The organism is Pseudomonas sp. B14(2017) (assembly GCF_002113255.1).
Taxonomy (GTDB): domain Bacteria; phylum Pseudomonadota; class Gammaproteobacteria; order Pseudomonadales; family Pseudomonadaceae; genus Aquipseudomonas; species Aquipseudomonas putida_Z.
In genome coordinates, this window is record NZ_NEJY01000014.1 from 149,971 (window position 1) to 175,255 (window position 25,285).

Below are 25,285 nucleotides of genomic sequence, written 5' to 3' on the forward strand. Positions count from 1 at the left end.
TTGGATGCGCCTGAATAAAAAGAACAATGCGGGAGCTGTGGTATGAAAACCCTGAGATCGATGTCTATCAGCCGCCGTCTGTGGCTGATCCTTTTGGTGGCGGTGGCCATGCTGGTGGTATTGGGCCTGCTGATGCTGCGCCAGATCCACGGTGACCTGTACCAGGCCAAAGCGGAAAAGACCCGCCACGTGGTACAGACCGCAGCCGGTGTGCTGGCCTATTACCAAGGCCTGGAAGCAGCCGGCACACTCAGCCGCGAAGCGGCCCAGCAACAGGCGCTGCAAGTGGTACGCGCGCTGCGCTACGACCAGAACGACTACTTCTGGATCAACGACCTGGGGCCGAAGATGATCATGCATCCGGCCAACCCCAAGCTCGACGGCCAGGACCTGTCGGCCATCCGCGACCCCGACGGCTTTGCCGTGTTCAACGAGATGGTCGCCCTGGCCCGGCAGCAGGACGCCGGGCCGGTCAACTACCGCTGGCCCAAGCCCGGTGCCAGCGAGCCGGTGGCCAAGACGTCCTACATCCAGCTGTTCAAGCCTTGGGGCTGGATCATCGGCTCAGGCGTGTATGTCGACGATGTACAGGCCGAATTCGCTCGCCAGTTGCGTGACGCCTCGCTGGTAGGCGTGGCCATTGCCCTGCTGATGGCGCTGGTGGTGATGCTGATTGCCCGCAGCATCGCCCGCCCCCTGCAGGAAGCGGTGCAGGCCATGGGCAACATCGCCAGCGGCGAAAGCGACCTGACCCGGCGCCTGGACACTCACGGCCGTGACGAAATCACCCACCTGGGCGAACACTTCAACCGCTTCAACGGCAAGCTGCAAGGCGTGGTCGGCCAGTTGCAAGGGGCGGCCCATGCCCTGGCCCGGTCCGCCGGGCATGTCGGCGACAATGCCGGTGCCGCGCAACAGCACAGCGCCCAGCAATCGCTGCAGATGGACCAGGTGGCCACTGCGGTCAACGAAGTGACCTACGCCGTGCAGGACGTGGCCAAGACCGCCGAACAGGCCGCTGGCGAAATGCGCACCGCGCAACAGCAGGTAGCACACGGCCAGGAGGCCATTCACGGCAGCCTGGCGCAGATCGACCGGCTGTCGCTGACCATCGACCAGGCCGTGCAGGTGATCCGCGACCTGGCCGGGCACAGCACGCGCATCGGTGGTGTGCTGGACGTGATCCGCTCCATCGCCGAACAGACCAACCTGCTGGCGCTGAACGCAGCCATCGAGGCGGCGCGGGCCGGCGAGCAAGGCCGTGGCTTTGCCGTGGTCGCCGACGAGGTGCGCCTGCTGGCCCAGCGCACGGCGCAGTCGACGGCCGAGATCCATACCATGATCGAGCACCTGCAAAGCCAGTCGGACGCTGCGGTCAAGGCCATCGACACCAGCAGCGAGGCCTCGCGCCAGACCGTCGAGCAGGCCCGCGAGGCCGGTGCCAGCCTGGATGCCATCAACCAGTCGCTGAACAACCTCACGGCGTTGAATGCCTCAATCGCCAGCGCCACCTTGCAACAGTCGCACGTGGTCGAAGAGATCAACCGCAACGTGCTGGATACTGCCGGGTTGTCGCAGCAGACCGCCGATGCGGCGCGGCAGTCCAGCGATGCCGGAATGGCGCTGGGACAGCTGAGCGAAGAGCTGGAGCAGTTGTTGCGGCAGTTCCGGGTATAAGGTTGAGAATGCCGGGGGCGCTTTGCGCCCCTTTCGCGACACAAGGCCGCTCCTACAGACGATCGCGTCCCCCTGTAGGAGCGGCCTTGTGTCGCGATGGGCTGCAAAGCAGCCCCAAAGGCCCCAACGCCCTACACCTTACCCGGCCGACCCGCTACAATCGCGCCCCTCCCCCGCAGTCTCCAAGGATCGCCGATGTCCGGCCTTGAACTCATCGCCGCCGTCCTCGGCGTCACCGCTGTCTGGCTCACGGTCAAGCAGAATGCCTGGTGCTGGCCGATCGGCCTGGTCATGGTGCTGATCTATGGCTGGCTGTTCTACGAGGTGAAGCTGTACTCGGGCATGCTGCTGCAAGTGGCCTATGCCATCCTGCAGGTCTACGGCTGGTGGCAATGGAAGCGCCCGGGCCATGCTGAAGACGCCCGCCAGGTCACCCGCCTGCAGCGCCCGGCATTGCTCGCCGGCCTGGCCGGCGGGGTGCTGCTGAGCGCCGCCCTGGGCGCGGCGATGGCCACCTGGACCGACGCCGCCCTGCCCTGGCTGGACGCCACCCTGACCGGCTTCAGCCTGGTGGCACAACTGTGGATGGCGCAGAAGCGCCTGCAGTGCTGGCCGCTGTGGGTGGTGGTAGACATCATCTACGTGGGCCAGTACCTGCACCAGCAGCTGTACTTCACCGCAGGCTTCTTCGCCGTGCTCACCCTGATTGCCGTGCGTGGCTGGCTGGAATGGCGCCGTGACCCGGCGTTGGTGCAGCCATGAGCGCGGCACAATCCATGAAAGTACTGGTGCTGTGCGGCCCGGAATCCAGCGGCAAGAGCTGGCTCAGCGGGGTGATCCAGGCGCATTTCGGCGGCGTGGTGGTGGCCGAATACGTGCGCCACTTCATCGACCAGGAATGCCGCGACACCTGCTATGCCGACATCCCTGCCATCGCCCGCGGCCAGCTGGCCTGGGAAGACCACGCACGCGAGCAGGCACCGCCGCTGCTGATTCTCGACACCCATCTGCTCAGTAACATGCTCTGGAGCCACGCCCTGTTCGGCGACTGCCCGGCCTGGCTGGAGCAGGCGCTGCTGGCACGGCATTACCACCTACACCTGCTGCTGAGCCCGCAAGGGGTGGATTGGGTTGCCGATGGCCAGCGCAGCCAGCCCGAACTGCGCGACCGCCAGCGCTTTTTCGACGACAGCCTGCACTGGCTGCAACGGCATGACCAGGCGTACAAAATAATTGAGGGCAATTGGCCACAACGCCAGTTGCTGGCACTGCAAACAGTGGCTAAGCTCATTGGTAGCGATGCGCCATCCTGCCCCACCGAGTGTTAATCCCCCGACACACCCCTGTGGGGCGAAGCCCCTGAAAACATGGGGTTTTGCTGGGCGTCGAAGGTAGTGTCAAGGCGCTGAAACACTCCTGCAAAAACCCTTCCAATCAAGGCCAACACTGGCTTTCCCTGCACCGCCAGCGGCTGCCTGTTTCAATCCCGAGACAGAATACGCCGCAGCTTGTCATGGTACTCACCTTAAGCTTTTGATCTGAAAACGCTTCTCAAAAGCGGCACACCTTCTGCTGCCTGGTTCGCATCGCTGAACAGGGCCAGCGCTCATTGAAGGAGTTGCCGTCGTGAGGAAAACTGACAAACGCCTCTATCACCTGTTGCTGATGGGCTGTGTGCTGGGCTCGTTGAGCCTGACGGCCCAGGCCGACAACGGCATCATCGTGATAACCCGTGACGTGCAGACACGCAACGCCGTTGTCCCGCCGTTACGACCCGACCCCAACCCCACCACCGTCAATGCCAACCCTTCCGCCCACATCCTCAAGCAAACCAACGAACTGAGTGATGGCGACTTCGCCAACATCAGCAGCGGTGCAGGTATCAGTACCCTGATTACCCAGCAGACCAACAACCTGGGCGGCAACCTCAACAACCAGTCCCAGCTGCCCAACCTGGCCGGTGGCCGCGGCACGGGCTCGGGCAATGGCATCTCGAACATGGTCAATTCGAGCTTGCAGCGCGGCCTGGCGCCGCTGCAGATCCTGACCGGAGGCAAGTGAGATGAAGCACACGCTGCTGATCCTGATCACGCTGTGCAGTACATCGACCTTCGCGCAATCCCCGGTTCCCGTGATCAACAACGCCGATATCGACAATTCGGGCAGCCGTTACCAGGGCAACCTGTCGGTCAATCAAGCGGCCGGTGACCAACAGCAACAGGCCAACGCGCGCGCCTTCGCCGTTGGGCCCGAGGCCAGCGCCACCACGCAGATCCGCCAGCGCCTGAACACCCCAGCAGACCCCGCAATGAACGCACGCTCGACCATACAGGGCGACGCCTTCAGCAACGGTAGCGGCGCCCTCGGGATCAACCAGAGCGCCGGCGCCAACACCCAGCAAGCGAACGCACTGAGCATCAGTATCGGTGCCCAGCCGCAAAGCATCGACGACAGCGTCCTCATGCAGCAGAACGTGGCGCTGCTCAACAACTCCGGTCCGATTGACACTTCAACTGGCCATCGCCAGGTCACCACCAGTGACCAGGCCTTCACCGGTAGCCGTGGAGTGATTCAGTTGAACCAGAGTGCCGGGGTGGGAAACCGCATGGCCAACACCCTGAGCATCCGGGTCGCGGATTGACCCTGCCAGTCAAGAACGACACTTAACCTAATCGTACGGAGAATCACCATGAAACCCTCGATGGCAATAAAGCCTCTGGTTTTCGCAATTGCTGCGGTCATGGCTGTTGCTGTACAAGCTGATCAGAACGACCGGCGTGGCGGGCACCACAATGGTCACCACAACAACGGGCAGCACACGCCTCCTCCCACCAGGATCCCTGTGTTTGCCACCGCCAATGCCATGGACAGTCAGCGCAGCACCGGCAACACCATCACCAACCAAGGCACCATCAACGAAGCCGAGATGAGCAGCTCGGCTTCTGGTGCCAGCGGCAACGTAGGTGTCAACGTGGCGGCCGGTAACGGCAACCAGCAGGACAATGCTGCGGCCATTGCCAACGCATCGTCCGAATCCAGCCTGGACAACAGCTTCGTGTTCGGCTCCGCCGAAGCCACCGCTGACGTTAGCCAGTTCAGCAACAACAACCGTGTCGACAACTGGTCCACCCAGAACTCGGCAGTCATGACCGGCTCGGCAGATGGTGCAGAGGGTAACGTCGGCGTCAACATCGCTGGCGGCGACCTGAACCAGCAGAAGAACACCATGGCCATCGCCAACACCGGAGCCCCGCTGGGCAACGCCACTGCCACCGCCTCTGCCGACCAGAACGGCCCAGGCCTGACGGTGAACAACGGCGCCGACCGCACCTACCGGGTGGATACGCTGACCATCACCACCACCAAGAGCGGTTCCAGCTCGCGTGAGGGCACGTTCAACTCGACCGACGACCGCAGCTCGTCCTCGAGCTTCAGCGTGGCCGGCTCGCAAAGTGCCAGTTCCAGTGGTTCCAATGGCTGGACCTCCAGTGGTTCGAGCAGCATGAATGCCAGTGGCTCGAAGACCTCCAGTGCCAGCGGGTCGAACAGCTCCAGTGCCAGTGGTTCCAATAGCTCCAGTGCCAGCGGCTCCAACAGCTGGAATGCCAGTGGCTCGGTTGGCGCCACTGCCAGTTCGTCCAGCAGCTCCAGCCTGAGTGCCACCCTGGCAGCCGCAGCCGATGCCAGCCGTACCGTGACCACCGATGACGGCCGTCGCGAACGCACCCGCACCGACAGCTTCGATGCATCGCTCAACGCATCGCTCAATGTCGATGTAGACCGCACACGTGACAGCTCGTACGACGCATCGTTCGAGAAAGCGTTCGACTCGTCATTCGACAAGTCGAACGAGTCTTCCTTCGACCGCAACCACGAATCGTCGTACGACAAGACTCGCGCATCGGCCTACGAGAAGTCTCGCGACTCCTCGTATGAGAAGGCTCACGAGTCGACCTATGCCAACGCATCGGAATCGGCGTTTGAAAAGTCTGGCGAGAAATCGTCTCAATCGTCGAACGACGTGTCGAAGAGCTACAGCGAAAGCAGTGCCTACGACTTGAGCAATACCGTGTCCTTCCAAGTGCTGACCCCGACCGGCTGGGCCAACCCTGTTACCAACACTGCAACCCTTAGCGGTTCGGTGAACGGTGGCAGCGGCAATCTGGGCGTGAACGTGGCAGCCGGTGTGGGCAACCAGCAGAGCAACTCGCTGGCCATCTCCAACACCTCGTTCTGATCGCTGCGCTTGAGGCCCCCTTCGGGGGGCCTTTCTTCAACAGAACCGGAAGGCATCCGATCATGCGCATCATTGCCTTGGCGTTTTTGCTGTGCCTGGCCAGCGTGAGCGAAGCGGCGCAAATGCCGCTGTCCGTACTGCCGGGCGGTGCCGTGGTGTTCAAGCCCATCCAGAGCGTACGCGAGCGCAAGTTCGCCGACCTGGTGCAACAGAAGACCGACTTCAGCTGCGGCGCCGCCGCGCTGGCCACCATCCTGCGCCAGGCCTACTGGCTGGACGTGGACGAACAACAGATCATCGAAGGCATGCTGGCCCACGCCGACCAGGACCTGGTGCGCACGCAAGGCTTCTCGATGCTCGACATGAAACGCTACGTGGAAAGCCTGGGGATGCGTGCCCGCGGCTACCGGGTGGCGCCCGAGACCCTGCACAGCGTGCGCATCCCGGTCGTGGTGCTGATGGACGTGCGCGGCTACAAGCACTTCGTGGTCATGCAGAAGGTAGACAAGGGCTGGGTGTACATCGGTGACCCGGTACTGGGCCACAAGCGCTACAGGGTCGACGACTTTCTCAAGGGCTGGAACGGCATCATCTTCGCCGTGATCGGCCAGGGCTACGACAAGAACAACATCCTGCTCGACCCGCCCCTGCCCCTGACCGCCAAGGGCCGGGTGAACAACTTCACCCCGGTGCAGGATGCAGAGCTGCTGGACTTCGGGTTCATCAAAAGCGACTTCTTCTAACGACTCTTGCAACGACAAGGAGCACGAGGCTCCGGGGAGCACCCCAATGAAGAATGCATTCTGGCTTGCAATCGCATGCCTGACCGTCAGCCTTCCTACCCAGGCCGAAACCTTCAAGCCCATCGAACTGAAGGACCATGAGCTGGCGACCTTGCGTGGCCGCTACGTGATGCCGGGGCGGATCGTGAGTTTCGGTATTGTCATGTCCAGCACCTGGCAGAATGCCAAAGGGGACGTGATCGGCGCGACGAGCACGATGCAAATTCAGCAGTCGACCATCAAACCGCAATTCTACGTGTCGTTGATCGACGAAAGCGGCACTGGCACAGCGTCAGCTGGAGCCACGGCACCGGGCACCGGTACCGTTACAGGCGGCGCCGGCCTCAACACAACAGAGGGTGTTACCCAGGTGGTACGCGCAGCTGGCGACAACAATACCGCCTACAACAATGTCGCCATCAATGTTTCCAAGGCCGACCAGGCGCCTACCGTGCAGCCACAGGGCCAGGCCCTGGCCAACGGCCAGACACTGACAGGCGCAAACGGCGCAGGGGCGCTGAGTGTGTCCGCCAGCGGCGTAGGGGTGCAGTTCAATATCAGTGCCAGTAACAACCAGGGCAGCAGCGTGCAGCGCCTGGCGCAGGGTGGCCTGATGCAGAACTCGACGCTGCTGGGCAATGGCAACCGGGTCAATAACGTCACCACGCTCAATGTAGTGATGCGCGAAAGCGTGCCGACAGCTGCTTCGTTGAACGGCAGCCTCGACCAGCTCAAGGGCTTGCGCACATTCGGTTATTGATCTCCAAGTTCAAAGGCAGTCGAAAGGGACGGCAAATCCATGCACCGATCATTCACGCTCAGCGCCATTGTCTGTTTGACCACCCTGGCTCCGGCCACCTCCCTTTTCGCAGCTGCCGACCCGCAGGTCGAGGCACTGAAGCAGGAACTGCTCGAACTCAAGCAGCGCTACGAGGCACAGCAACAGGCGCTGATGGTACTGGAACAGCGCGTACGCCAGGTCGAGGAAACCCCGGCAGCCCCCCCACCCAAACGCCTGGTCAGGTCCCCGGCCGAAGGGGTCAAAGGTGCACAGACGGTGGCTTCGGGCGCACCGGGCACTACCGGCAGCTCCTATGGCCAGGCGCTGACCGCCGACGCTGAACCGGCTCAGAGCGTGTCCAACCTGTACGATGAGGCCAGCGGCTTCTTCGGCGGCGGCAAGTTCAGCTTCGAGACCGGTGTTACCTATACCCACTACGATACCCGGGCGCTGGTGCTCAACGGCTTCCTGGCGCTGGACTCGATCTTCCTCGGCAGTATCAACCTTGACCGGGTGAAGGCAGATAACTGGACCCTGGACATGACTGCCCGCTACAACCTCGCCCAGCGCTGGCAGTTCGACATCAACGTCCCGGTGGTGTACCGCGAATCCACCTACTCTTCCGGCGGTGCGGGCGGCGCCGGGGCAAGCACCTCGGACGAAACCGTAACCCGCGACCCGGAAATCGGCGACGTCAACGTCGGTGTCGCCTACAAGTTCCTCGACGAAGACGAGACCTGGCCTGACGCCGTCGCTACCTTGCGCATCAAGGCGCCGACCGGCAAAGACCCCTATGGCATAAAACTGCGCCAGGTAGAGGGCAACGACAACCTGTCAGTACCGGAAAGCCTGCCGACCGGCAACGGCGTCTGGTCGATCACGCCGGGCATCTCGCTGGTCAAGACCTTCGACCCCGCCGTGCTGTTCGGCAGCCTGTCATACACCTACAACATGGAAGACTCGTTCAGCGACATCAGCCCACAGGTCAACAGCAAGGTGCCGGGCGATGTGAAGCTGGGCGACTCGTGGCAGATCGGCGGCGGTATCGCCTTTGCCCTGAACGAGAAGATGAGCATGTCGTTCTCGGTGTCCGACCAGTTCGCGCGCAAGAGCAAGATAAAACCGGATGGCGGCGACTGGCAGTCGATCTCCAACAGCGACTACAACGCGGCCAACTTCAACATCGGCATGACCTTCGCCGCCACCGACAACCTGACCATCGTACCCAACCTGTCCATTGGTCTGACCGATGACGCGCCGGACTTTTCCTTCAGCCTGAAATTCCCCTACTACTTCTGATACTTGCCATCGGCCGGGCCCGCGCGAACGGGCCCGGCTTTTGGTTACCAGCCTTGTCCCGGACCGCCTTCCCTGCCACGGCCTGTTATCATCAAGCACAGTTACATGACGATTTAATGGCAAAAGGGATGTTTTTGTGAAGAACCTGTCAGACCACCCACGTACCCGGCTTGTCGCCCTGGCGACCCTGGTACTGGTGATCCCACTGGGTACGCGCGCCATGCTGGGCTGGTCCAACCCACTCGGTTACCTGTCCGACCTCGCCCTCGGCAGCTTGCTGGTCTTGCTGCTGCACCGTCGGCCGTGGTGGCTGGCGTTCCCCGTATTGCTGGCCTGGGCGGCCCTCTGGGTGGCTTCGGCCGAACTGGTGAGCGCGGTGGGCCGGTTGCCCACCAGCGCCGACCTGACGTACCTGCTCGACCCGCAGTTCATGGAAAACTCGACCGGTGGCGGCCTAGCCCATGCCTGGCTGCCCTGGGCCATGGGCGCCGGCCTGCTGGCCTGGCTGGCCAGCGCCTGGCGCAGCCGTACCCAACCCAGCCAGCCGCTGCCACGCACGGCCTGGGCCATTCCGCTGCTACTGTTCGGCGCCCATTGGGGCAGCCAGCAACTGGTACCTTCCGACGCCGACCAATGGCGGCAATACAACCTCACCCACCAGCTGCTGTCGGCCGGGGCCGGCAACCTGCAACGCCAGGTCGAAGGCTGGATGGGCCGTACGCAAACCTTCACCCCTCTGGCCAGCACCGGCCTGACCCAGTCCGACCTGCATGGCCAGCGCCTGCTCGCCGGGCCAGGCAACGCCCGGAACCTGCTGGTCATCACCGTGGAAGGCATCCCCGGGGCCTACCTGCGGCCCAACCGCCAGGCCCTGCACAGCCGCTTCGACGAAGAGCTGATGCCCAAACTCAGCCAGTGGGCCGAGCGCGGCATGAACACCCCGGACTACGTGCTGCATACCCATCAGACCATCCGTGGCCTGTACGCAATGCTGTGCGGTGACTACGACAAGCTGGCCAACGGCACGCCCAAGGGCGTGGAACTGCTGACCCAGAACGAACGCAACCAGGCCTGCCTGCCGGCGCAGTTGCGCCAGGCCGGCTTCACCACCCACTACCTGCAGGGCGCCGGCCTGCGCTTCATGGCCAAGGACCGCATCATGCCGCACATCGGCTTTGACGCGGTGCACGGGCAGGAGTGGTTCCGCAACAAGAACTACCTGGACTTCCCCTGGGGCAAGGATGACCGCGCCTTCTTCGAGGGTGCGCTGGATTACGTCGGCCAGCTGCAAAAGCAGGCCAAGCCATGGATGCTGACCCTGCTCACCGTGGGCACCCACCAGCCCTACTCGGCACCGGCCGAGTACCTGGAGCGCTACGACACGCCGAAACAGGCGGCAGTCGCCTACCTGGACGACGCGCTCGGTGCATTCCTCGACAACCTCGAACGCCAGGGCGTACTCAAGGACACCCTGGTGGTGGTGACTTCCGACGAGTCCCACGGCATCGACGGTGTGCGCCTGGCCTCGTCCTGGGGCTTCAACCTCACCCTGGCGCCGGAGCAGGCGCAGTTGCCACGGATCAAGCGCGGTACCTATGGCCATATCGACCTGGCCACCTCCCTGCTCGACTACTTTGCCCTGCCCATCCCCATGGCGCTCGGCGGTCGCTCGCTGTACCGCGACTACGATAGCGGACGCGAGATGATCTCCTACACCAACGGCATGCTGCGTTATCACGACGGCCAGGGTGTGTTCACCGAATGCGACTTCCAGCAGCGCTGCCGGCGTTACGCCAGCGAGGGCTTCATCGCCGACCAGGCACGTTACCTTGGCCCGGGCGACAGCCTGCTCGGCCAGCAGATCGGTGCCCTCGCCGGGGTGCTCGACCAGTCCCTGCTGCAAACACCGCTCAATCTGCGTTACCAGTTCGGTGGCCCATCGCCGATCCAGCTGCGCAAGCGCATCAAAGATGACTGGGCCGACAACCTGATCGGCGCCCAGTACCTGGAAATGCCCGAGGGCTCGCATACCCGCGTACGGGTCAAGGTACGTTCGCTGGACCCCAAGCGCGCAGCCTATATCCAGCTCAAGGCCAAGCAGCTGGAGCAGGACGTACCGCTGGGCTTGCCTGACGAAGTGAAAGTCACCGCCGACGAGCCGCTGGAGATGGAGTTCAGCTTCGACAACCCGACTGCGCGCAAGGCGTTTTCCTTCCATTTGCTGGGCTATGGCGGTGGCCAGGTGGAAGTCAGCGACTTCAGCGTGATCACCGCGCTGCCTGGGGAAGATGAAGCAGCGGATGAACTGACCGAAGGGCATATCGCCCATTCGGGCTGAGCAATACCACTCATCGCCGGGCCGCCGCGGCCTGTCGATTCGACCCGCCCGTGCTCGACTAGTGTGTGAATCCCCCAATGTGGAGACAGCACCATGAGCACGAGCGAAAGCAGGCACCCGGTGGTTTCCCGCAGCCAGTGGCTGGCGGCCCGTCGGCAGCTGTGGTTGCACGAAAAAGCCTTTACCCACCACCGCGACGCGCTGTCCGCAGCCCGTCGCGCCCTGCCCTGGGTCAAGGTGGAGCACGACTACCGCTTCCAGGGGCCGGACGGCGAACTGAGCCTGGCTGACCTGTTCGCGGGCCGCAGCCAGTTGCTGGTTTACCACTTCATGTTCGCCGAAGGCTGGAGCGAAGGCTGCCACGGCTGCTCGTTCCTGGCCGACCACTTTGACGGCGCCAACCTGCACCTGGCGCATCACGACGTGTCGCTGGTGGCGGTGTCGCGGGCACCGTATGCCGAGTTCCAGGCTTTCCGCCGGCGCATGGGCTGGCAGTTCCCCTGGTATTCGTCACATGGCAGCGGGTTCAACGAGGACTTTGGCGTCAGCGTTGGCAGCGAAGGCCAGCGGCAGTACAACTATGAGCCATACGAGGGCGATGAAAGCGAGCTTCCCGGGCTGAGTGCGTTCTATCGCGAGCCGGATGGCAGCGTGTACCACACCTACTCGACCTATGCCCGCGGGCTGGACATCCTGGTCAACACCTACAACTTCCTCGACATTGCGCCACTGGGGCGCAACGAGGCCGGGACCATGGACTGGGTGCGGCACCATGACCGTTATGAAGGGCAGCCGGACAAGCCCAACTGCTGCCACAAATAACGTGAGGCAACACATATCCCTGTGGGAGCAACTGTCTTGCTCAAATTCCCAAAGGCGGCGCGACCTCTGTGGGAGCGGCCTTGTGTCGCGAAAGGGCTGCAAAGCAGCCCCAGCAATTTCAACTGTTGTGAATCAACCCTGGGGCCGCGTTGCGGCCCTTTCGCGACACAAGGCCGCTCCCACAGGTATAGCGACAACCTCGAGAGCAACGCTGTACCTGTGGGAGCGGCTTTAGCCGCGAAGAAGCCAACGCGGTGGGTGGCACCGGCTGCGCCGGTGTTCGCGGGTAAACCCGCTCCCACAGGAATTGCGCCATGGTCCAGACTGCGTTCAACCCGTTACATCACCCGCGCACGCCCAGCATCCCGCGCTCGACGATGAAGTCGATCACCGCCTGCAGCCCCTCGCCCTTCTTCAGGTTGCTGAAGGTCCATGGCCGCTGCGGGCGCATGCGCTGGGTATCGCGCTCCATCACTTCCAGCGAAGCCCCCACATAGGGCGCCAGGTCGGTCTTGTTGATCACCAGGAAGTCCGACTTGGTAATCCCCGGCCCACCCTTGCGCGGGATCTTCTCGCCTTCGGCCACGTCGATCACGTAGATGGTCAGGTCGGCCAGCTCCGGGCTGAAAGTGGCACTCAGGTTGTCACCGCCGCTTTCGACGAAGATCACCTCGAGGTTGCCAAACTTGCGCGCCAGGGCTTCGACCGCCGCCAGGTTCATCGAGGCATCCTCACGTATCGCCGTGTGCGGGCAGCCGCCGGTTTCCACTCCGACGATGCGCTCCGGCTCAAGGGCCCCGGCTTCGGTGAGGATGCGCTGGTCCTCCTTGGTGTAGATGTCGTTGGTGACCACTGCGATCTGGTAGTGATCGCGCATGGCCTTGCACAAGGCTTCGAGCAGCGCCGTCTTGCCGGAGCCGACCGGGCCGCCGACACCGACGCGCAGGGGTTGTTGATAGCTTTGCATGCAGGCAGTCCTCAGGAACGGAACAATCGGGTGTATTGGGTTTCGTGTCGCGATGAGGCAATGGCCAGCAACGGCAGGCCGCCGCCAAGCTGGTCATCGCCGAGGCCCAGTGCCTGGTCGAGGGCCGCGGGCAGCCCTGCCCCCAGGTCGCGCAGCAAGGTCTGGGCAGCCTGCTGGCCGAACGGCACCAGCTTGACCCCGGCCATTACCGCGCCCTCCAGCCAGGCAAAGCCATGGCCCAGGGCCAACTGGCGCAGTGGGATCGCCCAGTGCGCAGCCAGCCAGGCCATACCGCCCAGCTGGGTGAGTTCGAGGCTGGCCCGCCAGGCCGGTGCCTGGCCCAGTTGCCAGCCGTCCAGCAGCCGTGCCAACGCCGCGCCGCGCTGCTGTTCTTCAAGGCGCAACTCGGCGGTTTCGCGGTTGGCCAGCAGAAAGCGGCTCCAGTGGCCGAAGGCCTCGGCGTCCTCGGCCTGGCAAGCGTGGTAAAGGCGCGCCAGCACCGGCCAGTCGAGGCAGGCCAGGGTGTCGTCGATCTGCTCGCGCTGCCAGGCAGCGAAACCATCCACGCCCCGTACCCAGCCCGCCTCGACCGCCCACTCCAGGCCTTGCGAGTAGGTGAAGCCACCCACCGGCAAGCCAGGGCTGGCCAGCTGCAGCAGGCGCAACAACGCCTGGTCGCTGTCCATCAACCGGCCAGTACCAGCGCGGCGCCGGCCAGCAGGCCACCGCCAAAGGCCTTCTGCAGGCCGCTATGCCTGCGCAACAGGCAACCGACCGCAAAGCCGGCCGCCAGCAACAGGCCGCTGACCGTGACGAAGCCGGCGCTGAACTGCCAGAACGCGCTTGGCGTGGCTTCCACGCCATGGGCCCAGCCATGGAACAGGGCGAACACCGGCATGGCCATGGCCAACAGCAGTTGGCGGCTGGGCAGTAGCACGGCACCGGCAGCCACCAGCAGCGACACGGCGATCAGGGTTTCCATGCCCAGCACATCGCCGAACAGGTGGCCGCACACCGCGCCGCCGAACATCGCCGCCAAGGTTGCCAGGGGTAGCGTCAGGCTGCGCCGGGTCAACGCGGCGAGTACACCGGTGCCCAGCAGCATCAGCAGGTGGTCAAGGCCGGTCAGCGGGTGCAGCAGGCCGTCCTGCAGCGGGTTGGCGTCGTGCCCGGGGTGGGCGAAGGCAGGCAGAGCCAGCATCAGCAGAAACAGGGCGAAAGTCTTTTTCATCGGTTGCTCCAGGCAGTTCAGGAATGGGCAGGCAGGCGCACGAACGGGTGATCGTGGCCGTGGGCATGGCTGTGGCTGTGGCTGTGGCTGTGCGGCGCGCTCTGGTAGGCGCCCGCTTCAGGCTCGAATGGCGCCTGTTCGGCCTCTACCGTCAGGCCCAGGCCGCGCAACATGTCGTCCAGCACGTGGTCGTGCTGGAAGCGCAACAGGCCGGGTTCGATCTGCAGCGGCACATGGCGGTTGCCCAGGTGATAGGCCGCGCGGGCCAGCAGGTGCGGGTCGGCGCAGCGCACCGTGGACACCGCCTCGGGCGCCGCCAGCACGCGGATCAGCTGGGTGCCCTCGGCATCGGCCAGCAGTTCGCCCCCGCGCAGCAGGTGGCCGCGCTCGAGCATCAGCCCGGCCTCGCGACCATCATCCAGGGTCACCCGCAGGCGGCTCTTGATGCGGCTGTCCACGTCCAGGGTAACGGTGCCGGTTTCGCCCAGCTGGCCGGGGTCGGTGATACGGCGGGTCAAGACAATCATCGGGGCTCCTTCAGAACAGGAAGTAACGCTGGGCCAGCGGCAGTTCGCGGGCCGGCTCGCAGACCAGCAGTTCGCCGTCGGCACGCACCTGGTAGGTCTGCGCATCGACCTCGATCAGCGGCTGCAAGGTGTTGTGGACCATGTCGGGCTTGCGCACCCGGCGGCAGCCGTGGGCCACGCCGATCAGGCTGCGCAGGTTCAGCTCCTCGGCCAGGCCACGGTCCATCGCCGCCTGGGGCAGGAAGGTCATGCGCGTGGCATGCCGCGCCGCGCCCAGGGCGCCGAACATCGGGCGGTAGTGCACCGGTTGCGGCGTGGGGATGGAACCGTTGATGTCGCCCATGGGCGCGGTGACAATCATTCCGCCCTTGATCACCAGGGCCGGCTTGACCGCAAAGAACGCCGGCGCCCACAACACCAGGTCGGCCAGCTTGCCGACTTCCACCGAGCCCACTTCGTGGCCGATGCCGTGGGTCAGTGCCGGGTTGATGGTGTACTTGGCGATGTAGCGCTTGACCCGGAAGTTGTCGCTGTAGCTGGTGTCCGGCGCCAGTGGCCCACGGCGCAGCTTCATCTGGTGGGCCACCTGCCAGGTGCGCAGCACCACCTCGCCAACCCGGCCCATGGCCTGGGAGTCGGACGAGGTCATGGCAAAGGCACCCATGTCGTGGAGGATGTCCTCGGCGGCGATGGTTTCGCGGCGGATGCGCGACTCGGCAAAGGCCACGTCTTCGGCGATGCTCGGGTCCAGGTGGTGGCAGACCATGAGCATGTCCAGGTGCTCGTCCACGGTGTTGACCGTGTACGGCAGGGTCGGGTTGGTCGAGGACGGCAACACGTTGGCCTGCCCCGCAGCGCGGATGATGTCCGGGGCGTGGCCGCCACCAGCACCCTCGGTGTGGAAGGTGTGAATGGTACGGTCGCCGATGGCCGCCAGGGTGTCTTCGATGCAGCCGGACTCATTGAGGGTGTCGGTGTGGATCGCCACCTGGATGTCCATTTCCTCGGCCACGCCCAGGCAGCAGTCGATGGCTGCTGGTGTCGAACCCCAGTCTTCGTGGAGCTTGAGGCCCACGGCGCCGGCCGCGATCTGCTCGCGCAGTGCTTCCGGCCGCGAGGCGTTGCCTTTGCCCAGCAAGCCGATGTTGATCGGCAGGCTGTCGGCGGCCTGGAGCATGCGCGCCAGGTACCAGGGGCCGGGCGTGCAGGTGGTGGCGTTGGTGCCGGTGGCCGGCCCGGTGCCGCCGCCGATGAAGGTGGTGACACCGCTGTTCAGCGCCTCGTCCACCTGCTGCGGGCAGATGAAGTGGATGTGCGAGTCGACGCCACCGGCGGTGACGATCTTGCCCTCGGCCGCGATCACCTCGGTGCCGGGGCCCACGGGCACGTTCACGCCCGGCTGCACATCAGGGTTGCCAGCCTTGCCGATCACCGCGATACGCCCGTGCTTGATGCCGATATCGGCCTTGACGATACCCCAGTGGTCGATGATCAGGGCATTGGTCAGTACCAAGTCCATGGCTTCGGCGGCCAGCATCTGGCCCTGCCCCATGCCATCGCGGATGACCTTGCCGCCACCGAACTTCACCTCTTCGCCATAGATGGTGAAGTCGCGCTCCACCTCGACCCACAGCGCGGTGTCGGCCAGGCGTACGCGGTCGCCTACCGTGGGGCCGAACATGTCGGCATAGGCCTGGCGGGAAATGCGGCTCATGCCCTGCCCTCCAGCGCGCCCATCACCTTGCCCTGGAAGCCATGGACCTCGCGCTTGCCGGCGTAGGCCACCAGTTGCACGGTACGCGCCTGGCCGGGCTCGAAACGCACGGCGGTACCGGCGGGAATGTCCAGGCGAAAGCCCTGCGTCGGCGCGCGCTCGAACACCAGCGCCTCGTTGACTTCGTAGAAGTGGTAGTGCGAGCCGACCTGCACCGGCCGGTCGCCATGGTTGGCCACGCTGACGCTGACCGTCGCGCGGCCGCTGTTCAGCTCGATGTCGCCGGCGGCGACCTGGATTTCACCTGGGATCATGCGGGGCTCCTTGGCAGTTTCAGACGATGGGGTCATGCACGGTCACCAGCTTGGTGCCATCCGGGAAGGTCGCTTCGACCTGCACGTCGTGGAGCATTTCGGCAATGCCAGGCATCACCTGCTCGCGGCTCAATACTTCGCGCCCCAGGCTCATCAGCTCGGCGACGGTGCGGCCATCACGGGCGCCTTCGAGCACGGCGGCACTGATCAGCGCCACCGCTTCCGGGTAGTTGAGCTTCAGGCCACGGGCCAGGCGCCGCTCCGCCAGCAACGCGGCGGTGAACAGCAGCAGTTTGTCTTTCTCTCTCGGGGTCAGCTCCATGGCGCTCTCTCAGGTGGCCCAGATACGCGGCGGGCAGGCCGGCAGGCCGAGGACGGCCGGGCGCAGCACATGCCACAGGCGTTGCAGGGTGCGTTGCAGGTGTTGGTTGTCATGGTCGAGCACGCGAATCACCAGCAACGACCCAAGCAGGGTCGCGCCGGCCGGGTTGGCCATCTCGTCGAGCACCGGGCGCACCAGATCCAGCACGGCCTGGTCGGCGGGTGCGGCGCAGAAGGTGGCCAGCAACGGATGCCCGCCAAGCTTGTCCAGGCGCCCGCCTTCGACGCGCAGGCGCTCGTGCAGGCCCACTTCGTCAGGCAGTTCGATGTGCAGGCGGCTGTCGAGGGCACCCTGCTCGAAACGCTCGTTCATCACCGGGCGCCCCAGGCACAGGGTTTCCCAGGCCAGCAGGCGCGCCCCCGGTTCGAGGGTGAAACGGCTGGCGAGGCTGGCGCGGGCGCCGGAGAAGAAGATGCTGTCCTGCGGCAGCCACTCCAGGGTGCTGCCGGCGGCCAGATGAAAGCGCTGGGCCAGCCGCGCGGTCGGGCCGATGCTGCGGTAGAACTTGCTGGCGCCGGGCATGGTCAGCAGCGCGTGGCTACCCGGCTCCAGCTGGATATCCAGCTCCAGGCGGTCGCCGGCGACGATCCCACCGGGTGGGTGCAGCACGTAGACATGGCACGGTGCACCTTCCGGATAGAACGGTCGCTGCACCAAAAGAGGTCCGAAATGCCGCCACGCACCAAGGCGGGTCACCTCGTCACGCCTGACGAAACGCAACTGCAGGTGAGCGCTCCAGCCGGCATCGTCGTGTTGTTGTTCGATCTGCTCCGCGAGCGACATCCTGCGGCCCCTGAAATCCGTGGCCTGCTGGCCGTTTAGAGGGGCAGGCACGCACGGCTACGGCGCGCGCGGCCTGACCACTCGATCAAATTCGCAGGCTGGATATAGCAGGTTGCGGGCCAACTCCGCAGGTGAACAAAGATGAAACTTTTGCCCAAGCCGCTCTGGCATCGGGCATACAGGGGGATGGCGCACAAAGTGGGGGCGCACTCAGGCCCTGTTTAGGTGCTGGACTGAGAGAATGCTGGGGCCGCTACGCGGCCCATCGCCGGCAAGCCAGCTCCCACAGGGATCGCGCATGGCTTGAGGTCAGCGCGGTCGGCGTGGGAGCTGGCTTGCCGGCGATGGGCTGCACAGCAGCCCCAAGTGTGACGAAACTCAGTAATCGAAGCGGTCCACCGCACGCCGGCGTTCGTTGTCATCACGCCGGTCATAGATGGCGGTGGTCTGGATATTGGCGTGATGCGCCAGCTTCTGCGCAATGGACAGGTCGTGCTCTTCGATCACCCGGGTGATGAACGCCCGGCGGAAGTCGTGCGGCATGATCTTCACGCCCACCTGCGCCCCACGCTGGCGGGCGATGTAGTAAATGGCATGCTTGGTGATGCGCGCCCGGGTGATATGGCTGCCACGGCGGATGCGGTTGAACAGGAACGGGTCGTCTTCGGCCCCTGCCGGCAAGTCCTGGCGGCGCAGGTCCAGCCACGCCTGCAACTTCTCGAACGACCATGGCGGTGCGTACTTGATCAGCTGGCGGTTGCCCTTGCCCAGCACCTGCAGGCTGCGCGCCTCGAAGTCGACCTGGTCCAGGTCGATGTCCACCGACTCCGACTTGCGCATGCCGGTGCCGTACAGCAAGGCGATGATCGCCGCGTCGCGCACACCCTGCGGCCGTGGGTCGGCCGCGCACACATCCATCAGCTCGCGAATCAGGCTGCGGCGCAGGTTGCGCCCCGGCGGCAGGCGGCTGCCGGTGGCCGGCTTGACCTCGCGGATGCGCAACAACTGCTCGTGATCGATCAGGCCCTGGCGCCAGGCTTCGTTCATCACACCGCGGATGGCGTTGACGTACAGCGACGAGCTGTTGGGTGCGTAACCGTCGGTACGTAGCGCCGCCACCAGGGCGATCACATGGCCGGGCTCGAGCCGATGCCAGGGCACATCGACGATATTGCAGTCGACAAACCCCAGCCGGTCGGCAGCGTCCTGAAGGATGTAGCGCATGGTTTGCTGGCTGGATGGGGCCAGGCGGGCCATGTACTGCAGCAGCGGATTTTTCGAGAGGTCGGACAAAACGTGAATCCTGTAGCGAAGCGTTGGCCAGCGGCGAACCGGCCAGCCCCTGAAGCAAGTCAATACGACATACAAGCAGGTCCAAATAACAGCAGAAAACGCATGTCATTCGGACCCGGAGAGGTGCCATCACCTTGATATACAAGGGGTTCGGAGCTGGCACGGATCGTGATCTTACCCCAATTGAGCCTACTGAACGAACGAAGGTCCGCCCATGCTTGTGCAGCCGATCGCTTCACGCCCACGCCAGGCCGTCTGGGGCCTGGGTTTCCGCCCATTCTTCCTGGGTGGCAGTTTGTTTGCGCTGCTCGCCTTGCTGTTGTGGGCCGGTGTACTGGCCGGAGTGCTGGAGCCAACGCCCCCCGGCGGCATGCTTGCCTGGCACCGCCACGAGATGCTCTATGGCTTTGCTGCCGCCATCATCGCCGGTTTCCTGCTGACTGCCGTGCAGAACTGGAGCGGCACCCCAGGCTTGAGCGGGCGTGCGCTGCAGGGTTTGTTCCTGCTTTGGCTGCTGGGCCGGGCGAGCTGGTTCCTGCCATTACCGGGCAGCTTGCTGGTTGTGATCGAGGGCAGCTTTCTGCCACTGGTGGCACTGGCCCTGGCACGGCCGATCGTGCAACGGCGCTTGCGTAACAACTACCCGATCCTCGGCCTGGTGCTGTTGATCGCCGCCTGCCAGTGGCTGACCCTGGTCGGCTGGCTGCGCCAGGACGAACTGTGGCAGCGCCGCGGGGTGTTTGCCGGGTTGTGGCTGGTGGCCGCGATGATGAGCGTGCTTGGCGGGCGGGTGATCCCGTTCTTCACCCGGCGCGGCCTGGGCAACATGGCCCCGTCCCCTGCCCGCCCCTGGCTGGACCGGGCCTGCCTGCTGCTGAGCGTGGCGGTACCGCTGGCCTTCGCCTCGGGCTTGGCCGATACGCCACGTATCGGCCTGGCCGTGCTGTTCGGCGCCTTGTTCGGCCTGCATACGGCCCGCCTGGCCTTGTGGCATGACCGCGGCTTGTGGCGGGTGCCCCTGCTGTGGTCGCTGCACCTGGCCTATGCCTGGATTGCCATTGCCTGCCTGGGCATGGCGCTGTGGCATGCCGGGGTGGCACTGGGCCCGAGCCTGGTGACCCACGCCCTGACCGTGGGCGCCATGAGCGGCTTGATCCTGGCGATGATGGCACGGGTCAGCCTGGGCCACACCGGCAGGCTGCTGCAGGTGCCGACCAGCATTGCCTGGGCCTTTGCCTTGATACAACTGGCGACGCTGGCGCGGGTGGTGCTGCCGCTGTTCACGCCGCTGGGGGTGAGCCTTTCGGTAGTGTGCTGGAGCCTGGCGCTGCTGCTGTTCCTGCGTCACTACCTGCCCATCCTGCTGCGGCCACGGGCTGACGGTATGCCGGGCTAGCCTTGATGCCCAGATTGGGGCCGCTTTGCGGCCCATCGCCGGCAAGCCAGCTCCCACCTCGACTGCATCGACCTCAAGCATTGTGCAGTACCTGTGGGAGCCGGCTTGCCGGCGATGGGCTGCGAAGCAGCCCCAAGGTTTCAGCGCAGACGCACAAATTGCCGGGGCCGCGTTAACCTCCCGGCGCTGGCCACCACCCCGGGAACATCTGCTGCACCCGGGGTTCGGCGAAGCGCTCGTCGATCAAGACCAGAACGCCACGGTCCTGGTCGCCCCGGATGACCCGGCCTGCCGCCTGGATGACCTTGCGCACGCCCGGGTAGAGATAGGCGTAATCGAACCCCGCACCAAACTGCCGCCCCAGGCGCTGCTTGAACTGCTCGTTCACTGGGTTGACCTGGGGTAGCCCGAGGGTGGCGACAAACGCGCCGATCAGCCGTGTGCCCGGCAAGTCCACCCCCTCCCCGAATGCACCACCCAGCACCGCAAAACCCACCCCGCGGCCATCCGCCACAAAACGGTCGAGAAAGCCCTGGCGGGCCGCTTCGTCCATGCCCGGCTCCTGGGCCCACATGGGTATCTGTGCATGCCGCTCGGCCAGCAGCCCGGCCACCTGTTGCAGGTACTCGAAACTGCTGAAGAACGCCAGGTAGTTGCCCGGCATGCGCTCAAACTGCCGTGCGATCAGCTCGACGATCGGCGCCAGCGAAGCCTGGCGTTGCTGGTAACGGGTGGATACCTGGCTGGCGATACGCACTTCCAGCTGTTCGGCGCGAAACGGCGCGGCCACTTCCAGCCAGGCGGTATCGGCCGGCATGCCCAGCAGGTCGCTGTAGAAGTGCCGTGGGCTCAGGGTGGCGGAAAACAGCGTCACGCTGCGCGCCGCCTGCATGCGTGGGCCCAACAGGCGCGCCGGGGTGACATTGCGCAGGCACAGGGTGGCCAGCCGCCGCTTGCGCGGGCCCTGGCGCTGGCTGATGTCGAACAGGAAGTGCTCGTCGAACAGCTCGGCAACCCGGCTGAACTGCAACGCCTGGTAGAAGAACTGCAGCACCTGCGGGTCCATTTGCGCAGGCGTCTGGTTCATTTGTTCCTGGATCAGCCCGATGCATTGCTGCAGGGCACGCAGCAAGGCCTCTGGCAGCGACTCGCTGGCCTGGTACGGGGCACGCTGCTCCTTGTAGAGGGCGTTCCACTGCCGGTTCAACCGGTCCAGCGCACTGACCAGCCCGGGCGGTTTGCTCTGGCGCAGGGCCTGCAACTGGCCCTGGTCGAGGCTGGCGCTGTACATGCCGCGCCCGCGCTCGACCAGGTTGTGCGCCTCGTCCACCAGCACCGCGACCCGCCACTGGTTGGCCTGGGTCAGGCCGAACAACAAGGCATGGGCATCGAAGTAGTAGTTGTAGTCCGCCACCAGCACGTCTACCCAGCGCGCCATCTCCTGGCCCAGGTAATACGGGCATACCTGATGCGCCAGGGCCACTTCGCGCAGCTGAGCGCGGTCGAGCAAGGGCAACGCTGCCGCTGCCTGCCGCGCGGCCGGCAGGCGGTCGTAGAAGCCTGCGGCCAAGGGGCAGGATTCGCCATGGCAGGTCTTGTCGGGGTGCTCGCAGGCTTTGTCGCGGGCGATCAGCTCCAGCGTGCGCAAGGCCGGCTGCGGCGTGGCATCGGTGATCTGGCGCATGGCATCCAGGGCCAGGGCCCGGCCCGGGGTCTTGGCGGTGAGAAAGAACAGCTTGTCCAGCTGCTGCGGCACCATGGCCTTGAGCAGAGGGAACAAGGTACCGAGGGTCTTGCCAATTCCGGTGCTGGCCTGGGCCATCAGGCAACGGCCGGTACTCACGGCCTTGTACAGGGTTTCCGCCAGTTGTCGCTGGCCCTGGCGGAACGCCGGATAGGGGAAGCCCAGTGCTTGCAGGCCCCGGTTACGCTCGGCCAGGCGCTGCTCCTGCCCTTGTGCCCAAGCCAGAAAGCGTTGGCACTGGGTTTCGAAGAAGGCCTGCAGTTCGTCAGCCGTGCAGTGTTCACTGATCAGCGTCTGGCCATCGCTATCCACGTCCAGGTAAACCAGCGCTACCTCGATGGTCGGCAGTTGCCGTGCCTGGCACATCAACCAGCCGTAGACCTTGGCCTGCGCCCAGTGCAACTGACGATGGTTGGCCGGTTGGCGCGACAGGTCGCCACGGTGGGTCTTGATCTCTTCCAGGCGGTTGCAGACGGGGTCGTAACCGTCGGCGCGGCCACGCACTTTCAGGGTATCGAACTGGCCTTCGAGGGCAATTTCCGACTCGTAGCCCGCAGCGCGTCGCGCCACCACCCGCCGATGCCCCTCGATCCCCTCCTGGGCGGTGGGTGATGGCGTGAAGCGCAGATCCAGGTCGCCGACCTTGGCGCTGAATTCACACAAGGCGCGTACCGCCACGCTGTAGCTCACGGTGTTTCGCTCCAGCGCACGTGGCACACCGCGACAGGCAGGCCGTGGGCCCGGCAGAACTCCAGCCAGCGCAGCTGGTTGTCCTGCAGGCGGTCGCCAGGGCCCTTGACCTCGACCATGCGGTAGCGACCTTGTTCGGGCCAGAACTGGATCAGGTCGGGCATGCCGGCGCGATTGTTGCGGATGTCCTGCAGCAGGCGCAGGAAGCACTGTTTCAAATGGGCCGCCGGCAGGCAGGCCAAGGCTTGCTCAAGCAATGCTTCACTGAGCACGGACCAGAACACGAACGGCGACTGCAGCCCTTGCTTGGCGGCGTAACAGTCGAGAATCGCCCGGTGATGGCTGCCATCGTCCAGCCGCCCCAGGCAACGTTCGAACAAGGCACTGCGGCGTTGCTGGAAGTCGCTGTCGTGCAGGTCCTGCGGGGCGGCCTGGAACGGGTTGAAGAACGCGCCAGGCACCGGGGCGAAGATCGCCTCCCAGCACAGCAGGCCGAACAGGCTGTTGAACAGTGTGTTCTCCACGTAATGCACCGGCCCACCGGCTTCGGCCAGGTGCTGGCGTACCGCCTCCTCGACACCCAGCGCTGCCTGTTCCCGGGGCAGCTCCAGCTCGATCAGCTCCAGCGGCGCGACACGCTGGCGCCGCTGTGGCGGGCCACCGAGCTTGCGTGCCAGGCGTGGCAACATGCGTTCCAGCGCCTGCACTTCGAGGGCGTTGGCCGGCGCCGCCGCCAGTTGCAGCGCCAGTGCATGGGCCTGGGGCCACTGTTCGCTGCGCTCCAGCACCCGCACCTGGCGGATGCGCGCCTGGGCATGGCTGCACTGCGTGTACACAGCCATGGCCTGCGCCCAGTCGCCCAGGCGCTCGCATTGCTGGCCCAGGGCGAATTGCAGGCGCGCATGGCGCCGGGCCAGCCATGGGTTGTCGCTGTGCAGGCCCTGCATGGCTGCCAGGATCGACAGCGGGTCGTCGCCCTGCTCCAGGCGCTCGGTGCACTGGTGCAAGGCCATGGCCAGGTCGACTTCGGCGCGTTGCTGCAGGGCACGCGAATCGGTGCTGAACGGCACCTGTTCGTAGCGCAACAACCCGAGGTCGGCGAGGACGAAGTCCGACCAGTCCTGGTACAGGTTGCCGAAGAACAGCAGGCGCATGCGGTCGCACGAGGGTTGCAGGCACCACTGGAGGATGCGCACGCCGCTGTCCGGAAACCACTCGGCCAATGAACGGGCTTGCAGGCCCAGGGGTTGCAGTTGTGCAAGCAGGTCATGCTTGGCAGCGCGCGGGCGGCTCAGCTGCGGGGCAAAACAACGGGCAAGTTCGTCCTTGCGCAGCAGGGCGAACAGTTGCTGCAGTTCCAGTTGCGCGGGCTCCCTTACCCAGCCGAGGGCCAGCAGCGGCTGCAGGGCCTGCCAGGTATCGCCGATTTCGGCATAGTCGAGCCGATCGCTGCGAAACAGCTCGCCCTTGCGCATGACCATGCGCACCATCAGGGCCTGTGCCGGGGCGTCCAGTTGGCCGAAGGTGCGGATGAAAGCGAGTTCCTGATCGTCGAGCAGGTCTTCGTAGCGCTGTTCGACCCACAGCAGCACCTGGCGGAAATTGTGCAGGTAGTAGAACGGGTCGTCGACGGAATGGGCGATCACTGGCTGGGGTCAGGCGGCTGGAATGGATACTGGTTATACATACAGACCAGTATGCCTGGCAAGTGCCGTGGGTCGCTCAACGATCGGCTGTCGGCTTGGGGGCTGCTTTGCAGCCCAATCGCGACGCAAGGCCGCTTGTATGGTGATACTCGAAGGGGTGGTGGGACGAAAAAGCCGAATCTGACTGTTCACAGCAGTACAGACCGTGGGAGAACTCGCCCCACCCCTTCACCAAAGCGCCGATAAAGAATGCATCGTTTGCAAGCGACGATAGAAGCAAGCCAGCGCCTCTTGGTGAAACCCCTCCGAGCCCAAAAACCATACCGTGGGAGTTCAGGCGATGGCAATGCGAGTAGAGAAGTTCATCATTGGCGTCGATGTCGCCAAGGTCGAACTGGTCAGCTATTGCGAGGAAACCGCTCAACAACACTCGTTGAAAAATACAAAGCCTGAGATCCGCAAGTGGCTGGCACTTCAGCCAGCCAATACGGCTATCTGTGTTGAAGCCACCAACGTTTATCACCTGGACCTGGTGGAGATGGCTTACGAAAAGGGTTTTGCAGTCTATGTCGTTGATGGGTACCAACTCAGCAACTACCGAAAAGGGATTGGCGGGCGTGCCAAAACTGATGCATCTGATGCCTGCCTGCTAGCCCGTTTCC

24 protein-coding genes are annotated in these 25,285 nt (G+C 64.7%); 13 read left to right on the forward strand and 11 right to left on the reverse strand.

Annotation, left to right across the window (positions count from 1 at the left end; genetic code table 11):
• The first annotated feature begins 42 nt into the window (after positions 1-42).
• The 11 genes from mcpP to CAG34_RS16395 all read left to right on the forward strand — a co-directional run bounded on the left by mcpP (position 43) and on the right by CAG34_RS16395 (position 11,936).
• Entirely contained in the window at positions 43-1,677 is a 1,635-nt protein-coding gene (mcpP, locus tag CAG34_RS16345; RefSeq protein ID WP_025339411.1) for a methyl-accepting chemotaxis protein McpP, read from the forward strand.
• Between the two features lie 195 nt (positions 1,678-1,872).
• The gene (gene pnuC / locus CAG34_RS16350; RefSeq protein ID WP_025339412.1) at positions 1,873-2,439 is read left to right on the forward strand and encodes a nicotinamide riboside transporter PnuC; all 567 of its coding nucleotides are present in this window, start codon (positions 1,873-1,875) and stop codon (positions 2,437-2,439) included.
• Positions 2,436-3,005: an AAA family ATPase gene (locus CAG34_RS16355; protein ID WP_075045391.1), complete on the forward strand. Its 570-nt coding sequence runs from the start codon at positions 2,436-2,438 to the stop codon at positions 3,003-3,005. Before pnuC ends, CAG34_RS16355 begins: the two co-directional genes overlap by 4 nt.
• 298 nt (positions 3,006-3,303) lie before the next feature.
• Entirely contained in the window at positions 3,304-3,738 is a 435-nt protein-coding gene (locus CAG34_RS16360; RefSeq protein WP_085591256.1) for a hypothetical protein, read from the forward strand.
• A gap of 1 nt (position 3,739) precedes the next feature.
• Entirely contained in the window at positions 3,740-4,318 is a 579-nt protein-coding gene (locus CAG34_RS16365; protein ID WP_075045393.1) for an adhesin, read from the forward strand.
• A 48-nt stretch (positions 4,319-4,366) separates the two neighbouring features.
• The gene (locus tag CAG34_RS16370) at positions 4,367-5,914 is read left to right on the forward strand and encodes a heme utilization protein (protein WP_085591258.1); all 1,548 of its coding nucleotides are present in this window, start codon (positions 4,367-4,369) and stop codon (positions 5,912-5,914) included.
• Between the two features lie 62 nt (positions 5,915-5,976).
• Positions 5,977-6,657 (forward strand): C39 family peptidase, encoded by a 681-nt coding sequence (locus tag CAG34_RS16375; protein ID WP_085591260.1) that lies wholly within the window; start codon positions 5,977-5,979, stop codon positions 6,655-6,657.
• Between the two features lie 46 nt (positions 6,658-6,703).
• Positions 6,704-7,456, forward strand: coding sequence for a hypothetical protein (locus CAG34_RS16380; protein WP_085591262.1), 753 nt, complete (start codon positions 6,704-6,706; stop codon positions 7,454-7,456).
• A 39-nt stretch (positions 7,457-7,495) separates the two neighbouring features.
• Complete coding sequence (locus CAG34_RS16385) at positions 7,496-8,776, forward strand: transporter (RefSeq protein ID WP_085591264.1); 1,281 nt, start codon at positions 7,496-7,498, stop codon at positions 8,774-8,776.
• Between the two features lie 136 nt (positions 8,777-8,912).
• A complete protein-coding gene (locus CAG34_RS16390; RefSeq protein WP_085591266.1) occupies positions 8,913-11,114 on the forward strand; it encodes an LTA synthase family protein in 2,202 nt (733 codons plus the stop codon).
• Positions 11,115-11,207: 93 nt separating this feature from the next.
• Positions 11,208-11,936, forward strand: coding sequence for a thioredoxin family protein (locus CAG34_RS16395; RefSeq protein ID WP_061552168.1), 729 nt, complete (start codon positions 11,208-11,210; stop codon positions 11,934-11,936).
• A 343-nt stretch (positions 11,937-12,279) separates the two neighbouring features.
• Here CAG34_RS16395 and ureG read toward each other — a convergent pair whose 3' ends face one another.
• The 9 genes from ureG to xerC all read right to left on the reverse strand — a co-directional run bounded on the left by ureG (position 12,280) and on the right by xerC (position 19,147).
• Positions 12,280-12,903 carry an urease accessory protein UreG gene (ureG, locus tag CAG34_RS16405; protein ID WP_010953755.1) on the reverse strand — a complete coding sequence of 208 codons (624 nt, stop codon included), beginning with the start codon at positions 12,901-12,903 and terminating at the stop codon, positions 12,280-12,282.
• 11 nt (positions 12,904-12,914) lie between these two features.
• Entirely contained in the window at positions 12,915-13,589 is a 675-nt protein-coding gene (locus CAG34_RS16410; protein ID WP_085591268.1) for an urease accessory protein UreF, read from the reverse strand.
• On the reverse strand, positions 13,589-14,134 hold the full coding sequence (locus tag CAG34_RS16415; protein WP_025339423.1) for a HupE/UreJ family protein: 546 nt from the start codon (positions 14,132-14,134) through the stop codon (positions 13,589-13,591). Before CAG34_RS16415 ends, CAG34_RS16410 begins: the two co-directional genes overlap by 1 nt.
• A gap of 17 nt (positions 14,135-14,151) precedes the next feature.
• Positions 14,152-14,661, reverse strand: coding sequence for an urease accessory protein UreE (ureE, locus tag CAG34_RS16420; protein ID WP_085591270.1), 510 nt, complete (start codon positions 14,659-14,661; stop codon positions 14,152-14,154).
• Positions 14,662-14,671: 10 nt separating this feature from the next.
• The gene (ureC, locus tag CAG34_RS16425; protein WP_025339425.1) at positions 14,672-16,375 is read right to left on the reverse strand and encodes an urease subunit alpha; all 1,704 of its coding nucleotides are present in this window, start codon (positions 16,373-16,375) and stop codon (positions 14,672-14,674) included.
• Complete coding sequence (locus CAG34_RS16430) at positions 16,372-16,689, reverse strand: urease subunit beta (protein ID WP_085591272.1); 318 nt, start codon at positions 16,687-16,689, stop codon at positions 16,372-16,374. Before CAG34_RS16430 ends, ureC begins: the two co-directional genes overlap by 4 nt.
• 19 nt (positions 16,690-16,708) lie before the next feature.
• Complete coding sequence (locus tag CAG34_RS16435) at positions 16,709-17,011, reverse strand: urease subunit gamma (protein WP_003256923.1); 303 nt, start codon at positions 17,009-17,011, stop codon at positions 16,709-16,711.
• Between the two features lie 9 nt (positions 17,012-17,020).
• Complete coding sequence (locus CAG34_RS16440) at positions 17,021-17,854, reverse strand: urease accessory protein UreD (RefSeq protein ID WP_085591274.1); 834 nt, start codon at positions 17,852-17,854, stop codon at positions 17,021-17,023.
• A gap of 378 nt (positions 17,855-18,232) precedes the next feature.
• Entirely contained in the window at positions 18,233-19,147 is a 915-nt protein-coding gene (gene xerC / locus CAG34_RS16445) for a tyrosine recombinase XerC (protein ID WP_085591277.1), read from the reverse strand.
• 214 nt (positions 19,148-19,361) lie between these two features.
• On the opposite strand from xerC, the gene CAG34_RS16450 reads away from it, so the two are divergent.
• Complete coding sequence (locus CAG34_RS16450) at positions 19,362-20,543, forward strand: NnrS family protein (protein WP_085591280.1); 1,182 nt, start codon at positions 19,362-19,364, stop codon at positions 20,541-20,543.
• A 172-nt stretch (positions 20,544-20,715) separates the two neighbouring features.
• Here the strand turns inward: CAG34_RS16450 and CAG34_RS16455 are convergent, their stop codons facing one another.
• The gene (locus CAG34_RS16455) at positions 20,716-22,977 is read right to left on the reverse strand and encodes an ATP-dependent DNA helicase (RefSeq protein WP_085591282.1); all 2,262 of its coding nucleotides are present in this window, start codon (positions 22,975-22,977) and stop codon (positions 20,716-20,718) included.
• On the reverse strand, positions 22,974-24,623 hold the full coding sequence (locus CAG34_RS16460) for a VRR-NUC domain-containing protein (protein ID WP_085591284.1): 1,650 nt from the start codon (positions 24,621-24,623) through the stop codon (positions 22,974-22,976). Before CAG34_RS16460 ends, CAG34_RS16455 begins: the two co-directional genes overlap by 4 nt.
• A 340-nt stretch (positions 24,624-24,963) precedes the next feature.
• Between CAG34_RS16460 and CAG34_RS16465 the strand changes: the two genes are divergently transcribed.
• Positions 24,964-25,285, forward strand: a 322-nt coding sequence (locus tag CAG34_RS16465) for a transposase (protein WP_143516499.1), incomplete at its 3' end; no start/stop codon positions are given.

Bases quoted from the DNA above. Each gene is read 5' to 3' on its own strand.
- mcpP (WP_025339411.1), top strand. From the start codon at position 43: ATGAAAACCCTGAGATCGATGTCTATCAGCCGCCGTCTGTGGCTGATC.
- pnuC (WP_025339412.1), top strand. From the start codon at position 1,873: ATGTCCGGCCTTGAACTCATCGCCGCCGTCCTCGGCGTCACCGCTGTC.
- CAG34_RS16355 (WP_075045391.1), top strand. From the start codon at position 2,436: ATGAGCGCGGCACAATCCATGAAAGTACTGGTGCTGTGCGGCCCGGAA.
- CAG34_RS16365 (WP_075045393.1), top strand. From the start codon at position 3,740: ATGAAGCACACGCTGCTGATCCTGATCACGCTGTGCAGTACATCGACC.
- CAG34_RS16370 (WP_085591258.1), top strand. From the start codon at position 4,367: ATGAAACCCTCGATGGCAATAAAGCCTCTGGTTTTCGCAATTGCTGCG.
- CAG34_RS16375 (WP_085591260.1), top strand. From the start codon at position 5,977: ATGCGCATCATTGCCTTGGCGTTTTTGCTGTGCCTGGCCAGCGTGAGC.
- CAG34_RS16380 (WP_085591262.1), top strand. From the start codon at position 6,704: ATGAAGAATGCATTCTGGCTTGCAATCGCATGCCTGACCGTCAGCCTT.
- CAG34_RS16385 (WP_085591264.1), top strand. From the start codon at position 7,496: ATGCACCGATCATTCACGCTCAGCGCCATTGTCTGTTTGACCACCCTG.
- CAG34_RS16395 (WP_061552168.1), top strand. From the start codon at position 11,208: ATGAGCACGAGCGAAAGCAGGCACCCGGTGGTTTCCCGCAGCCAGTGG.
- ureG (WP_010953755.1), bottom strand. From the start codon at position 12,903: ATGCAAAGCTATCAACAACCCCTGCGCGTCGGTGTCGGCGGCCCGGTC.
- CAG34_RS16410 (WP_085591268.1), bottom strand. From the start codon at position 13,589: ATGGACAGCGACCAGGCGTTGTTGCGCCTGCTGCAGCTGGCCAGCCCT.
- CAG34_RS16415 (WP_025339423.1), bottom strand. From the start codon at position 14,134: ATGAAAAAGACTTTCGCCCTGTTTCTGCTGATGCTGGCTCTGCCTGCC.
- ureE (WP_085591270.1), bottom strand. From the start codon at position 14,661: ATGATTGTCTTGACCCGCCGTATCACCGACCCCGGCCAGCTGGGCGAA.
- ureC (WP_025339425.1), bottom strand. From the start codon at position 16,375: ATGAGCCGCATTTCCCGCCAGGCCTATGCCGACATGTTCGGCCCCACG.
- CAG34_RS16430 (WP_085591272.1), bottom strand. From the start codon at position 16,689: ATGATCCCAGGTGAAATCCAGGTCGCCGCCGGCGACATCGAGCTGAAC.
- CAG34_RS16435 (WP_003256923.1), bottom strand. From the start codon at position 17,011: ATGGAGCTGACCCCGAGAGAGAAAGACAAACTGCTGCTGTTCACCGCC.
- CAG34_RS16440 (WP_085591274.1), bottom strand. From the start codon at position 17,854: ATGTCGCTCGCGGAGCAGATCGAACAACAACACGACGATGCCGGCTGG.
- CAG34_RS16450 (WP_085591280.1), top strand. From the start codon at position 19,362: ATGCTTGTGCAGCCGATCGCTTCACGCCCACGCCAGGCCGTCTGGGGC.